Source organism: Gracilimonas sp. (genome assembly GCF_035704785.1).
Classification (GTDB): Bacteria; Bacteroidota; Rhodothermia; order Balneolales; family Balneolaceae; genus Gracilimonas.
Map to the genome: position 1 here is coordinate 1 of NZ_DASSWP010000021.1, position 14,261 is coordinate 14,261.

The 14,261-nt window shown below is 40.0% G+C and carries 17 protein-coding genes and 1 tRNA gene; 5 read left to right on the plus strand and 13 right to left on the minus strand.

The genetic code is table 11. The features are described 5' to 3' along the window. The 10 genes from VFM80_RS00980 to VFM80_RS01025 form a co-directional block, all read right to left on the minus strand. The coding region (locus VFM80_RS00980; protein WP_395068651.1) for a 6-bladed beta-propeller at positions 1–485 on the minus strand (485 nt) is incomplete at its 3' end. Positions 486–693: 208 nt separating this feature from the next. Continuing rightward, positions 694–777 (minus strand) — tRNA-Leu (locus tag VFM80_RS00985). Between the two features lie 351 nt (positions 778–1,128). Continuing rightward, the gene (locus VFM80_RS00990) at positions 1,129–1,677 is read right to left on the minus strand and encodes a tetratricopeptide repeat protein (RefSeq protein ID WP_395068653.1); all 549 of its coding nucleotides are present in this window, start codon (positions 1,675–1,677) and stop codon (positions 1,129–1,131) included. Positions 1,678–1,686: 9 nt separating this feature from the next. Further along, positions 1,687–1,875, minus strand: coding sequence for a hypothetical protein (locus tag VFM80_RS00995; protein WP_395068655.1), 189 nt, complete (start codon positions 1,873–1,875; stop codon positions 1,687–1,689). Between the two features lie 5 nt (positions 1,876–1,880). Then, complete coding sequence (locus tag VFM80_RS01000; RefSeq protein WP_395068657.1) at positions 1,881–2,522, minus strand: deoxynucleoside kinase; 642 nt, start codon at positions 2,520–2,522, stop codon at positions 1,881–1,883. Between the two features lie 3 nt (positions 2,523–2,525). Then, entirely contained in the window at positions 2,526–3,014 is a 489-nt protein-coding gene (folK, locus tag VFM80_RS01005) for a 2-amino-4-hydroxy-6-hydroxymethyldihydropteridine diphosphokinase (RefSeq protein WP_395068659.1), read from the minus strand. Beyond that, entirely contained in the window at positions 2,999–3,361 is a 363-nt protein-coding gene (gene folB, locus VFM80_RS01010; RefSeq protein ID WP_395068661.1) for a dihydroneopterin aldolase, read from the minus strand. Before folB ends, folK begins: the two co-directional genes overlap by 16 nt. A 3-nt stretch (positions 3,362–3,364) precedes the next feature. Next, complete coding sequence (gene dnaA, locus VFM80_RS01015; RefSeq protein ID WP_395068663.1) at positions 3,365–4,810, minus strand: chromosomal replication initiator protein DnaA; 1,446 nt, start codon at positions 4,808–4,810, stop codon at positions 3,365–3,367. A 375-nt stretch (positions 4,811–5,185) separates the two neighbouring features. Continuing rightward, on the minus strand, positions 5,186–6,049 hold the full coding sequence (prmC, locus tag VFM80_RS01020) for a peptide chain release factor N(5)-glutamine methyltransferase (RefSeq protein WP_395068665.1): 864 nt from the start codon (positions 6,047–6,049) through the stop codon (positions 5,186–5,188). 3 nt (positions 6,050–6,052) lie between these two features. Continuing rightward, positions 6,053–6,439: a hypothetical protein gene (locus tag VFM80_RS01025; protein ID WP_395068667.1), complete on the minus strand. Its 387-nt coding sequence runs from the start codon at positions 6,437–6,439 to the stop codon at positions 6,053–6,055. Positions 6,440–6,593: 154 nt separating this feature from the next. On the opposite strand from VFM80_RS01025, the gene VFM80_RS01030 reads away from it, so the two are divergent. After that, positions 6,594–7,439 carry a hypothetical protein gene (locus tag VFM80_RS01030; protein ID WP_395068669.1) on the plus strand — a complete coding sequence of 282 codons (846 nt, stop codon included), beginning with the start codon at positions 6,594–6,596 and terminating at the stop codon, positions 7,437–7,439. A 5-nt stretch (positions 7,440–7,444) separates the two neighbouring features. Here VFM80_RS01030 and VFM80_RS01035 read toward each other — a convergent pair whose 3' ends face one another. Further along, positions 7,445–8,134: an HAD family hydrolase gene (locus VFM80_RS01035; RefSeq protein WP_395068671.1), complete on the minus strand. Its 690-nt coding sequence runs from the start codon at positions 8,132–8,134 to the stop codon at positions 7,445–7,447. Positions 8,135–8,265: 131 nt separating this feature from the next. Between VFM80_RS01035 and eno the strand changes: the two genes are divergently transcribed. The 4 genes from eno to VFM80_RS01055 all read left to right on the plus strand — a co-directional run bounded on the left by eno (position 8,266) and on the right by VFM80_RS01055 (position 12,189). After that, entirely contained in the window at positions 8,266–9,552 is a 1,287-nt protein-coding gene (eno, locus tag VFM80_RS01040) for a phosphopyruvate hydratase (RefSeq protein WP_395068673.1), read from the plus strand. A gap of 171 nt (positions 9,553–9,723) precedes the next feature. Further along, on the plus strand, positions 9,724–10,857 hold the full coding sequence (gene recF / locus VFM80_RS01045; protein WP_395068675.1) for a DNA replication/repair protein RecF: 1,134 nt from the start codon (positions 9,724–9,726) through the stop codon (positions 10,855–10,857). Then, the gene (locus VFM80_RS01050) at positions 10,854–11,147 is read left to right on the plus strand and encodes a DciA family protein (protein ID WP_395068677.1); all 294 of its coding nucleotides are present in this window, start codon (positions 10,854–10,856) and stop codon (positions 11,145–11,147) included. The genes recF and VFM80_RS01050 overlap by 4 nt, the downstream gene beginning before the upstream one ends. A gap of 34 nt (positions 11,148–11,181) precedes the next feature. Continuing rightward, positions 11,182–12,189 (plus strand): CdaR family protein, encoded by a 1,008-nt coding sequence (locus VFM80_RS01055; RefSeq protein WP_395068679.1) that lies wholly within the window; start codon positions 11,182–11,184, stop codon positions 12,187–12,189. A 10-nt stretch (positions 12,190–12,199) separates the two neighbouring features. Here VFM80_RS01055 and VFM80_RS01060 read toward each other — a convergent pair whose 3' ends face one another. Further along, positions 12,200–12,976: an SDR family oxidoreductase gene (locus VFM80_RS01060; RefSeq protein ID WP_395068681.1), complete on the minus strand. Its 777-nt coding sequence runs from the start codon at positions 12,974–12,976 to the stop codon at positions 12,200–12,202. Between the two features lie 73 nt (positions 12,977–13,049). Beyond that, positions 13,050–14,012: a calcium/sodium antiporter gene (locus tag VFM80_RS01065; protein ID WP_395068683.1), complete on the minus strand. Its 963-nt coding sequence runs from the start codon at positions 14,010–14,012 to the stop codon at positions 13,050–13,052. Positions 14,013–14,261: the final 249 nt, after the last annotated feature.

The following is a 14,261-nucleotide window of genomic DNA, read 5'->3' on the forward strand; positions in this document are numbered from 1 at the left end:
AGCTTATTATCTTCTCCTGCTGCTCCGGAATAAAAGGTTCGATCTTCGGCTAAGGCGATATTGCGGTCAAATGCTTTGGTTTCGTACGCAAAACTTTCTTTATAATTTCCCATTAGATCAAATTCCAGCACTTTATACTGGCTGTTATCCACTACATGGATGAGATCTGAAGTTACTTTTATTTGTCCCGGATTTAAGAATTCTGCCGGACCCCTTCCTTCTTTTCCAAACTGTGCAATTGAGTCACCCTCAGGTGTAACGATTGTGATCTTTTTGATCTGCCCATCGGCTACCAAGAGATTTCCATTATCCATGAGGGAAAGGGCCGTCGGCCGGGAGATACCGTGGCTGTCAAAGTCAATAAATTGGGTTAAGGTATCAATTTTGACCAGTTCCGGTGCAGTTTGTTTGATCGTTTCTTTTTCTGTGCACCCGAAGGAAATAATCAGTAAAGCCAAAAGTGGAAGCATAAATTTGGGAAGCATAATCAATGAGTTATATTAATTACTAATGCTTTAGTATTTACTCGTTTTGATTGATAATGTCAAGAAGGAGAGATTTCGTATCCCGTGCCCCGTAGAGACACGATGCATCGTGTCTCTACGGGGCACGGGAAATTGATGAATGAAAAGGAGCGAATAGCCAAACAAAAAAAGCCCGTCTCTTAAATAAGAAACGAGCTTAATTTTGATGTGCTCACGAGAGGAATCGAACCTCCACGGCCGTTAGGCCATACGCCCCTCAAGCGCACGCGTCTACCAATTCCGCCACGTGAGCATTGTTAGTTAGAAGGGCGACAAAGATAGTGTTTTTAAGCTTCAAAATTCAATGGGTTGCATAAAAAAACCCATCCAAAGTTTGAATGGGTTTTGCTGAGTGTATATCCATTCAGAGTTACACATCAGGCTTAGGCGAATTGCTCTTTTTCAAGATTTAGACGAGCTGCCCAGGCCTAAAGTTCTATTACTCTATGTCCGCTCCAACGCAGAGCGTCAGGAATGAGTAGATTGTCAGGTAATGTAAAAATCACAAGCGAGACGCTTGCGATAGTCTCTGATTAGTCTGTTGGGAGGGGTAGTATCCCAAAAAATTTCAACATTTAATATTGGATGTTGAATGTTCGATATTCTACTCTTCTTCTTCGAGCTGCCGTTTGGCGTAATCATTCTCAGGGTCGATTTTAAGAGCTTGCTCATAATAAGTGCGGGCCTTGTCTGTCTGTCCACCTTTTTTGATCATGTCGCCCATGAGGATCCAGTTTTCAGCATCCTGAGGATCTTTCTTGATGCGTTCGATCAAATAGGGAATGGCTTCCTGTCCGCGATTAGTCATCAACATAAGCATCACCTTATTACGATGTGCAGCAGAGGTGTCATTTAATTCTATGGCTTTGTCAAAATCCTCTTCGGCTCCTTCCAGTTTTTCTAACTGCATTCGCACATTTCCGCGAAGGTTGAAATAAGCAGCATTATCATCATCAAGTTCTAACGCTTTTTCAATGGCATCGATGCTTTTGTCATATTGGTTCAGTTGCTGCATCACCAAAGCTTCCAGGTAAAATGCTTCATGAGAATCAGGCTGCTCTTTTTGAAGTTCACGCGCTACATCTAAAGCGTAATCAATATCTTTTTCTCTTAGTAATTCAAATCCTTTATTAAGTTTCTCTTCGAAATTCATGGAGTTTGGTTATTTATCTTTATTAGAAAGTTCTTCGTATTCCGCTTCTTCAATCTCATCAAAGTTGTTTTTCCCTCTTCTTGATCCTCCTCTAAAAGGATTAAAGTTATTTTGACGGTTGTTGGAAGGTAAAAACAATCGGTTGATATATCTTATCAAAAAGAAAAATGCGATGCTAAAAAAAAGAAATTTAAGCATAGTTCTTAGGGTGCAATATGAATATGGGTATTAGTAAGAATCGGTTTTTCAAAAATCTGCTCTTCAATATACTCCAGGTGCTCTTCATTATTGACAAAATCTATTTCAGAAGCATTCAATACAATTAAAGGAGCCCGGTTATAATGGTGGAAAAAGTGATTATAGGCATCGTTGAGCTCCTTAAGATATTCCGGAGTTATATTTCTCTCATAATCTCTGCCTCGCTCTTCAATGTTTTCCATAAGGCGATCTACAGAAGACTGAATATAAATGATCAGATCCGGTTGCGCTGCAATACCTGTCATGATATTGAAGATGTTATCGTATAATGCCATTTCATCCTGATCGAGATTGAGACGGGCAAAAATCCGGTCCTTTTCAAAAATATAATCTGAGATAGTGAACTGATGGAAAAGATCCTGGCTCATCATATTCTGCTGTTGCTTAAAACGGCTTGCTAAAAAAGCCAGCTGTGTTTGAAAAGCGTAACGCTCACGATCTTCATAAAATTTTGGAAGAAAGGGGTTGTCCTCAAATTCTTCCAAAACCAAACGTGCATTTTTACGCTCAGCCAATAATGAAGCAAGTGAAGTTTTACCCGCACCAATTACACCTTCAATCGCAATAAAATCATATGGGTTGGGCATCAGCTACCAGTTCAATTTTGTTTTATCAATTTCGAGACTCGGCGCTTGTTCAATGAGTTCATCCACATGCTGAGCGGAAATGGGATCTTTCCAATCGGGTAAAACCTCTTTTAAAGGTAACAGAACAAATAAACGCCGGGTGTATTCCTGATGGGGAATGATAAGGGTATCTGTTTCAATGACCAAGTGATCCCAGGCAATTATATCCAGATCTAATGTGCGGGCGGTCCATTTGGGATAGCGGGAGGGGCGACCTTGTTTTTTTTCCTGTTCTTTGAGCTTTTCGAAAAGCTCAAAAGGTTCAAGTTCAGTTTCAATGACTGCCACTGCATTTAAAAAATCCTTCTTTGAAGGACCTACAGGTTCAGAACGATAGATCGATGATTTTTTTAATTTCGAAGTGCTAAGATCAGCTAAAAAATCTGATGCTGTTTTCAGCTGTTGATGAGGGTCATTCAGGTTAGAACCCAATGCGATTATGACCTGGGCCACGACATCCTCACTTCCGTATGATCGATGGGGGCATCTATTGGTGGATTCAGTTTCTTAACACAGACACCGATCTTTTTACAATGGGAGAAGTTTTCAAACATTGCTTCACCGATCTTAAAGCAAAGGGTTTCAATAAGATCAACAGATTCACCCTTCATAACCCCGGCTGTAATTTGCTGGACTTCGGTATAATTGATGGCCTTTTTGAGATCGTCTGAAGTTCCAACTTCAGTAAGGTCTGCTTGAAATTCTACATCTACTATAAAGTTATTACCCTCTTCTTTCTCAAATTTCTGGACCCCATGATATCCAAAAAATTTCATTCCACTTACAGTGAGGATATCCATGAGTTAAAGGCTGGCTACTTCAATACGCTGATGTAATTCCTCAACCATGCGCTTGTGCTTTGCACTGGTAGAGATTCGTTCTTCTACGGTAGAAATAGCGTGAATAACGGTAGAATGATCACGCCCCCCAAAATGTAGCCCAATGGTTTTTAAGCTGGATTTGGTGAATTTCTTGGAGAGATACATCGCTATCTGCCGTGCTTCTACAATTTCCTGCTTCCGGGTTTTCTCACGAACCTTGTTAGTATCAATGCCGAAATAATCACACACGTAATTCTGGATCTGCTCGATGGAGATCTGTGTGTTGGAATCCTTTACCATGTCTTTTAAAACACGTTTGGCCATCGCTAAGTCTATATCATCAATATTCTGAAGAGAAGCGTGGGCAAGTAACTTGATGATCGCACCTTCCAGATCACGTACATTAGATTTAAAGTTGTGAGCTACGAATTCAATGATCTGTGGATCAATTTCAATACCATTGTCGTTAGCTTTACGCTCAAGGATGGCATACCGTGTTTCGTATTCAGGCATTTTAAGATCGGCGCTTAATCCCCATCCAAATCGGGAGATCAATCGCTCTTCGATATCCGGGACATCTTTAGGAGCTCTGTCACTGCTGAGAATGATCTGCTTTCCATCCTGATGAAGAGCATTGAAAATGTGAAAGAATTCTTCCTGTGTTTTCTCCTTACCGCTAAAGAACTGAATGTCATCTACCATTAAAACATCAATATTTCGGTAAAACATCGAGAATTCACTGGCCCGATTATTTCGGATGGCGTGAACAAATTCGTTGGTGAAAGCTTCGGAGGAGATATAAAGAACAGACTTTTCATCACCGAACTTCTCTTTGATCTTGTTGCCAATACTTTGAACAAGGTGAGTTTTTCCAAGTCCGGTTGGTCCGTACACAAAAAATGGATTGAAAGAGTTGCTTCCGGGGTTATCGGCAATAGCCATTGCTGCAGATCGGGCCAGTCGATTACAATCACCTTCAATAAAACGTTCAAATACGTAATTGTTATTGAGATTGGAATCAATTTTTGTCTTTCTGATTCCGGGAATCACAAAAGGATTTTCTATTCTATCAGGCTGATACTCGGGATATCCATTTGACTCTTGCTGCTGAACCGGTCCCATTGGTCTTTGAGGCATTCTGACAGATCGGTTGTTTTCAAACTGATCGGACTTTTCCATCACAATGGAATACTCAAGTTTACCCTCAGGCCCAAGTACTTTAGCGAGTGTGGATCGAAGCATATTATAGTAATGCTCTTCAAGCCATTCGTACCAAAACTGACTGGGTACTTGTACCGTCAAAGTACTGTCTTTTAAAGAAACCGGTTTGATTGGTTCAAACCAAGATTTATACTTTTGGTAACTGATGTTGTCCTTAATAATATCCAGGCAGTCTTCCCATGCCGTTTCAACCGATAAATCGTGCAATTTTTCAAATCCCCCTACGGAACTAGCTTAAAAGTGAAAGATCAAACCAAAGTCAGTTATCCACAAGTAATTTTATTATTCTGACTTCGTGCGGTTTTGAAAATGGCAATTTATTAAGCACTTGTCAAACGCAAGATGAGGTAATTTTCAAAAGTTATCCACATTATAATATACATCATAAGTCATTGGTGCGCATAATCATAGCTATTTCTATAAATTATTCTCAAAATGCACTTGACACTGCGTAACAATGCCGTAACACTGAATTAACCTTAATGACAGGGGGCGTCAATTTATTTTTATTTTTTTTCCACAAGTTATCCACATTATGAAAAAGTAATCTTAAACTCAGGATCTCAATGAAAATTTTATCAATTAATCAACCCTTTCTGCTTTTAAAAAACGAGGTTTGTCGCTATAGTCTTTTTTTATAAAGGCATCCCAATTACTCTTTTGAAATATTTGAAAAGCCTCTTCAGCATGGTTCTCGTGAAGCTCTAAAAAAGCAACACCCTTTTTTGATAAATATTTCTGGCAGAGATTTTCAAGAGCGCCATAAATTTCTTTCGTTGACTTACAGAATAATGCGAGTTCAGGTTCGTAATTTTTGACCTCAGCATCCAGATTTTCCTTTTCTTCTTCAAGAATATAAGGCGGGTTAGAAATAATGATATCGAATGTATTATTTGAAAAAGCAGTGGGGCTGAATAAGTCATCTTTTTCAAACTCAACCGCTACATTATTGTATTGTGCATTTTCTCTTGCTACAGATAATGCTTCATCAGAAATATCGGTCGCAGATATACTCCAGTTGGGACGAGCATTTTTTAAAGCTATTGGAATACATCCTGACCCGGTCCCGACGTCCAGAATTTTTAATTCGTTAGTTTCATCATAAAGTTCAAGGATCCAATCTAAAAGTTGTTCGGTTTCTTGCCTTGGAATAAGAACTCCGGGTTGAACCTTGATCTTAACGTGATGAAAATCTGTCTCCCCGGTTATGTACTGAAGAGGCTCATGATTTGCCCGGCGCTTAACCATAGACCGGAGTTGGTCGAGTTCTTCCGACGATAACGGGCGGTCGTATTTTAGGTATAAGTCTAACCGCTTTATGGAAAGCACATGTGATAAAAGCCACTCGATGCTAAATCGAGGTGATTTTACATTTTTCTCTTCAAAAAAATCGGTTGCCCACTCCAGCATGCTAAGAACCGTCCAAACGGATGGTACTTTAGACATGGATTATTCTTCCTCAGCTTCAGCCGGGGGTTGTTCTTCCTGAAGAGTAAGACCGTGACGCTTAGAAAAATCAAGAATGAAATCAATAACGTTAGACTCAACAGTTTGATCTTCTGAAAGAGAACTTCCGCGAAATCCCATTCGCCCTCCGGTTTTTTTAAGAACAATTTTATTATGCTTTCCCTTACTTTCCAGTATGCATGTTAAAGTTACACTGGAATTTATTTGTTTTTCATATTCTTCATAAACGGCTACGTAGATCGTCTCAGACGAACCTTCCGGAGAATATTCATACAAAAATTTAGGAGGTTGTTCTTTGAACATTTTGGATGACATTCTGCGAAGCGTTGCAGTTGGCCCAAATACAAAATAAGTTGTGTGTGAATTCATGCTTTCTAGCTTGAATTAATTATTTTAAAGGTGTGTTATGTATAAAAAATTTGTGCTGAAAATAACATGATATTGCTTTAAGACAATAAGAAAATGAATAAAATTTCGTTGTATCTTCAATTATGGGCTTAAAACGTTTAAAAATCCACTTTTAATGAAAAAATTGATTTCCTTTACCCTGCTTGTTTTCATACTTACGCTAACAAATTCTGCTTATGCTCAGTTTGGTGAGCCTGAAGTTCAAGAGAAAGAGACTCCACGCAATCTATTTGATGAAGGGTATAGGGCGGGTTTTGGCTTTAACTTTATGTTAAGTGATTTTGGTATTGGAGCAGGTGGACAATTTAGACTTGGGCTGAGCCGCTATACGGAAGGAATAATAACGTTGAGAGTTTCAGCTTTGAAAGATCCTACTGAACAAACGTTTACTAATTATTTTGGGTACCAAACTATCCCGGGAAAATATCAGCGGGTTCTCTCGGTTCCTTTATATGTTGGATTGAAAAAAAGATTTTTTGCTGAAGATATATCGGATAATTTCAGAGTGTTCAGTTCATTAAGTGCAGGTCCGGCGTTTGCATTTTCATACAGTTATTTCAAAGACTATAATGGAAATGGCTATAGGGAAGCTGATCCCCGTCTATTCCTTATTACTGAGCCTGTAAATGATATTTTCTCGGGTTGGAATAACTCAGAAACACACTGGGGCTTGGGAGGCGAATTTGTGATAGGGGTAGATTTTGGAGAAAATTTTTCAAATCTCTCAAGTGTTCAATTCGGATATACCATGAATTATTTTTCTAATGGCATTCAGGTTTTGGAAGCTTGTCAGCCGGACCTGTCCCGGATCAATCAAGCACCTATCAACCCATGCGGTTCAGGAATTCAAACTATTTCTGTAGGTCCGAATAATGATCAGGCCCCATTCGAGAAAGCAAATGATCCCCGAAAATATTTTGGTTCAGCTCAGATCAGTTTTGTATTCGGGTGGATGTGGTAGCAAAATTAAGTTTTTGATATCTTTTTGAACCACTCTTCCGGTTTAGCCAGGCTATCGATGATGAGGTCCGGTTGGTATTCCGATAGTGCCTTCTTATCAAATTTTCCGGTAGTTATGGCAACACATTTCATTCCCGCCTCCTTTGCACAAATGATATCGCGCGGGGTATCTCCGATGATCACAAAACGAGCAGGATCAGGATCAAGACCCAGTAGTTTTTTTACTTCTTCTATGGCAAGATGTGGAAGCCGATTTCTGTCCCGGTCAAACTCACCGAACGCACCGAACGAAAAATCGTATTCTATTTGTGCAGCCCTTAATTTATAAGTGGCAGCAATGGGATAGTTTCCGGTAAGCAAACCTTTTATAAATCCCTTTTGTGAAAAATAATGGATCGCCTCATCCACAAAGCCATGACGCTCAACTAGGTCTTCATTCAATTGCTCATTCAGCCGTTGCAAATAAGCTGACTTAAAGTTCTGATAAAGTTCATGGTCATAATCATGGTTCACCAGAAAGGAAGTAAATATATCATGATCGGTACGCCCCGAAAAAGAATCTTTCTCCATATCCGGGTAATTTATCTGATGCTCATCTAAAAGCTCACGAAGTAATCTTCGGTTAAAATTCCGGTTAACAGTCAGCATGGTTCCATCGATATCGAAAAGTATTACCCAGGGATGTACTTTAGACAAAATAGATTTATTTAAAATGTTTATATAATCGTCATTCAAGTTACGAAACTTCACATGAAATGGCTTTAAGAACATCCTAAAACGTGGTACCTTTGAGCAATTAATCTCACAAACTAATCGGAGAAATTATAATGAGTTTTATTGAAGACGTTCATGCAAGACAAGTGATTGACTCTCGGGGAAATCCAACTGTTGAGGTAGATGTGACTTTAGAAAGCGGAACTGTAGGCCGGGCATCAGTGCCATCCGGGGCTTCAACAGGTGAACACGAAGCAGTTGAACTTCGTGATGGGGACAAGGATTATTACATGGGTAAAAGTGTATTGAAGGCCGTTGAAAATGTTAACACTATAATAGCTGAAGAGTTTTTAGGATTACCTGTTTTTGATCAGATTGACCTGGATGACCTTTTACTGGAACTGGATGGAACTCCAAATAAAGCCAAATTAGGTGCGAATGCTATTTTAGGAGTATCTATGGCGGTAGCTAAAGCAGCTGCCGGAGAGATTGGGATGCCTTTATGGAGATATATTGGCGGAGTTAATGCCAAGGTGATGCCACTTCCTATGATGAATATCATAAATGGTGGTTCTCATGCAGACAATAGCGTGGATATGCAGGAATTTATGATCATGCCTGCCGGGGCAAATTCATTTAGCCATGCATTGCAAATTGGAGCAGAAGTATTTCATAATCTTAAAAAAGTTTTATCTGAGAAAGGATACAGTACTGCTGTAGGGGATGAAGGTGGCTTTGCTCCTGACCTTAAATCTAATGAAGAGGCAGTTGAAGTGATCCTGAAGGCCATCGAAAAAGCTGGATATACTCCTGAAGAGGATGTGCTTATTGCATTGGATCCTGCCGCTTCAGAATTTTACAATGCAGAATCGGGATTATATGAATTTAAGTGGAGTGACGGTTCCAAGAAAGATACCGATGATATGGTTGAGTATTGGAACAGCTGGGTTGACAAATACCCGATCATATCTATTGAAGATGGTTTGGCTGAGAACGATTGGGATGCCTGGAAAAAACTGACCGAAGCCGTTGGCGATAAAGTGCAGCTGGTTGGAGATGATCTTTTTGTAACCAATACCGAACGTCTTGCCACGGGAATTGAAAGAGGTATTGCCAACTCTATTTTGATCAAAGTAAACCAGATCGGAACTATAACCGAAACACTGGATGCTATCGAAATGGCGCATAAAAACGGATACACTGCGGTTATTTCTCACCGTTCAGGAGAGACGGAAGATGTGACCATTGCTGACCTTGCAGTAGCAACAAATGCAGGTCAGATCAAAACCGGATCGATGAGCCGAACTGACCGAATTGCCAAATATAATCAGCTGATACGTATTGAAGAACAGCTTGGTGAAAACGCACTATTTTTAGGTCATGACGCATTTGGGCTGTAATAAATGGGCACTTCAATTCTTTATAAAAAATAATTTGTAAGGAATTGGTTTGAGATCGCTCTTACTAATACATAGTAGCTTTATCCAGAGTCGCCTTTCACTATTGAGGGTGGCTCTTTTTTATTTCAAAACCATCTGCTAAAAACCATCATTTTGCGTACCATATAGGGCATGCAAAACACTCACACAGAACTTCTCAATTTCAGGAATCACCTGGATACTAAAATTGACTGGGCTCCTCATCTCAATGTGATAACCGGTCCAAATGGTTCCGGTAAAACCAGCCTTATTGATGCAATTCATTACCTGTGTATGTCGAGGAGTTTTGTATCTGGTACCGATATGTATGTTGTGAATCAGGATGAAAGCTACTTCATGATTAAAGGACATTTTGAAGGGCAGATCCGATCTGAATTTGACGTGTCTTGTTCCTATTCACGGGGAGATGGAAAAAAGATCTTTGTTAATGACTCCCCGCTCGAACGCTTGTCAGACCTGATAGGAATGGTGCCGGTAGTTACCCTTACTCCTGATGACAAGAAACTAACGCTGGAAGGGCCGACTGAAAGACGAAGCTTTATAGATTCATTTATCAGCCAGATCTCCCCGGCGTATTTGCGGGACCTCATCGAGTACCGAAGAGTCAGAAAGCAGCGAAATTCATTACTACAGGATTACCGGGGTCCGCTCTCAGTATTGGAAAATTATCTGGAACCCTGGAACGTACAATTAGTGGAGGCCGGCTCGCGGATCATAGCTAAACGGCATGAGGTACTGGAAAATTTAAAATCCTATCTCGAAAAAGATTACGCGATGATTTCAGGAATGGACCTGACCACAAATCTGGAATACCAAACTTTTTGTGAGCCAAGCACGGATGTGGAAACCATTGCAAAAAAGTATTACGAGCAGCTTGAGAAAGTTCAGCCCAAAGAAATAGAGCGGGAAGTTACAACGATCGGTCCTCATCGGGATGAGATCATTTTTTACCTGGATGATTTTGAACTGCGACGGTTCGGTTCTCAGGGACAGCACCGGCTTTTTGCACTTTCTTTGAAGCTGGCACAACTTCATTATTATTCAGATGAGTTGGATGATCTTCCTATTTTGATGCTGGATGATGTTTTTGGGGATCTTGATCTTAAAAAAACGGAGATCTTACTGGATGCTCTTCAGCAACATAAAGGTCAAATATTTATAACTTCAGCAAACCCGGTTCCTTTCGAAGATTATGTTACCTTTGATGGAACAAATAATCGTTTTTATGAAGTAGAAGATGGAAAAGTGAGTGAGGTAAAAAAATGAGGTTTGATACGCCAAAATCCCTGAGTTCGGTATTGGAAGATTTTCTCGAAAAATTTCCTCAAAAAAGAAAATTAAAGCAGGGCATGATTTTATCGGCTTTTGAAGATGTTGTGGGAGAACGAATGGCATCAGAAGTAGAAGACTTACATTTTGAAGGCAACAAGCTGGCAATGACAGTCAGGCATCCTTCCTGGAGACATGAAATTCATACAAATAGATTTAGTATTGCTAAAAAATTAAATTTGAAAGTAAAAGGTGATATCATTTCAGATATCATTGTTCGCGGTTAATTAATTAACCTTAATTTTGTATCCAATTTCGGTTATGGCAGATATTTCTGAAAATAAATTTATTGATCGTCTAAAAAATCTTTTTAAGCCGGGAACTAAACCCGGCGCAGAAGAAGAAATAAGCTTGATTGGGCGGGAAAAGCTCATTGTTTTTATTGGAGCTTATATTACAGCTATTGCTCTGTGGTTTATTGTAAACTTGAGTGGCAGTTTCAGCATAGACATTGAAATTCCTGTTGAGCCGGGTAATGTACCGGACGATATGGCGTTGACAGAAGAGTTACCTGAGCATGTGCAGGTTGGGGTTTCTGGTGATGGCTGGCAATTACTGAGTTTATATAATGACCCACCTACGGTAGTGATAAATATAGAAGGAAGAGAGATCAATTTATTTGATCAGGTTCGCCAACGCCTTAATTACTTACAAGGTGTAGATATTACCAAGGTACAACCATTATTGCTTCTGGTAGATATGGAGCCAAAAGTATCCAAAAAAGTACCGGTAAAAATTAATACACAACTTAGTTTTCAGAACCGGTATGGCATGATTGGTCAGCCGGTTTACAGCCCTGACAGTATTACGGTAACCGGAGCACAGTCAAAAATTGCTGAGATAAATGAATGGGAAGTTCAGGATACACTTCGTTTAAATGATGTAAGGGATGATATTTCAAGAACGCTTCCGTTAAGCAATGCAGACGGGGTGATTGAATTGTCTGAGAATGAAGTAAATTTTTCAGCTGATGTTTCAGAATTTACCGAGGGAGAGACAACCGTTTACATTGAAACAAGAGGGTTGCCTCGCGGACAGAATGTAAACTACAATCCCTCTTTCATTACGATAAAGTTTGATGTGCCCATCGATCAGTATGCCGATGTTGAAGATGAGAAACCTTATGAGGCATTTGTGCTTTATTCTGAGATCCTGGAAGATTCTACCGGTTTCGTTACTCCCGATATTGAACTTACTGCAGATCAGTTTGAACTGCGCCTTCGTAGTTTTCAGCCCAAAGCGGTAGCTTATTTTACAGTGCTGGATTAACAGCTGGATATCAGCCAAATAATCCTTGAATACTTCCACCGTCATGGCTGATGGTTTGTCCCGTCACATACCCAGCATGAGGCGAAAGTAACCATGTTGCCAGCGATGCAAACTCCTCCGATTTTCCCATTCTTCCTACAGGAATGTCTTCTTCCATCTTCTTTTTAGCTTCCTCAAAACTAATGTTCAGTGAAGCTTTATTCTTTTGTATCACTCGCTCGATGGCCGGAGTTTCATGTGAACCGGGAGCAAGCACATTAGCGGTTACTCCAAACTTTGCCACTTCCAGCGCCAGCGTTTTCACAAATCCAACCACACCGGCGCGGAAACTGTTGCTCAATGTGAGCGAAGGCAACGGCTGCTTCACCGACTGACTTTCAATAAAAACCATCCGGCCATATTCTTGTTGTTTAAAATAAGGAGCAAGTCTTAATGCAAGATCGATCTTCCATCTCATCACCAGTTGCCAGGCAGAATCCCAATCATCCATATTGGTTTCGAGAGGTGTTCCCGTGGGCGGGCCTCCTGCATTGAGCACGATACCATGAGTTTCCTCGGCATTAACTGATTTTTCGATCTTATCCAGTGTTTCACTGTAAATGAGACTCCCCTCGATGATCTCAGTCTGCTCTTTGAAGTGACTGAATTTATCGCGCAGCATATCTCCCCGGCGGGCTACCAATAAGACCCTCGCGCCTTCCTGCAAAAGTTGCCGGGAAATGGCTTCCCCAAAACCGCTGGAGGCTCCGCATACTACAAACCGTTGATCTGTTATCTTAAGATCCATGATGTTCTATGATTTTTTAGAATGGACTTGTAAAGTACAGATCAGAGTGATCAGAAAAAAAGAGTGTTTTGGCTTACATTTCCTGCATTACCAAATAGCCCGTGTAAACTATAAATATGACCAATAATAAGGCGGCTTCCCAGCGATCTAATTTCTTCTTTCCGGCGGTAAACATCGCTGCAAATAATATTAAAGTACCACCGCCCAAAAGATATAACTCGGAATTAAAAGAGGGATTGAAATTGACAGGTTTTACAAAAGCACTGACAGCCAGGATCAAAAATATGTTGAAGATGTTGGAACCAATGATATTACCTACAGCGATATCCACATTTTTACGCATGGCCGCTACTACAGAAGTGGCCAGTTCCGGCAAAGAAGTTCCTGCCGCAATAATGGTAAGGCCAATGATCTTTTCACTCACTCCTAAAACGGTGGCAATTTCAATGGCATTATTTACAACGAATCTTCCACCCAATATCAAACCGGCCAGTCCGCCAACTATTAATCCCCATATCTTTAATTGAGACAGATCACTTTCCGAAGCATCTTCGTTTTGAACTGAAGGATCTGATTTCAATTGTTTGTACACGTAGAAAAGGAAAAGCCCAAAGAGGGTAAGGAAAATAAACCCATCAACTCTTGAGATAAGAGGAGAAGATGATGTAAAAAAATCATTGGCTAAAATGAAGAGCAGTACGGCTGCAAATAGTGAGAGAGGTATCTCCTTCCACACCGTACTGGATTGAACGGCTAAGGGGGCGATCAATCCCGAGATTCCTAGTATCACAAACAGATTGAAATTATTACTGCCAATGATGTTCCCGAATACGATCTCATGATATCCATCAACGCTAGCCATGACGTTCACTACAAGTTCCGGAGCGGAAGTTCCAAAAGCCACAATGGTGAGTCCGATCGCTAAGTCGGAAACATTATATTTTTTTGCCATTACGGAGGCGCCGTTTACAAGCCAATCGGCTCCTTTAATAAGAAGAATCAGACCAAGAGTTAACCAGAGAATTGAAACCAACATTGATTTTGAATTTAGTTATTTAAAGTGGTCGAATATAAGAGTACACAGAGATAATTCAATTGAACTGATAACTAATGTTGAAAATAAATACTCAATTAATTAATACGAAATTCACTAAAATAACCGTATCTTTAAGGCTTGCAACTTTTCTGAAAAAACGGACTTGAAGTGGAAAAACCACACTAATGTTGTATTCAAGAAGAGAAATTCACCCTAATTCAATATTGTAATGTTACAAGATTTAAGAAA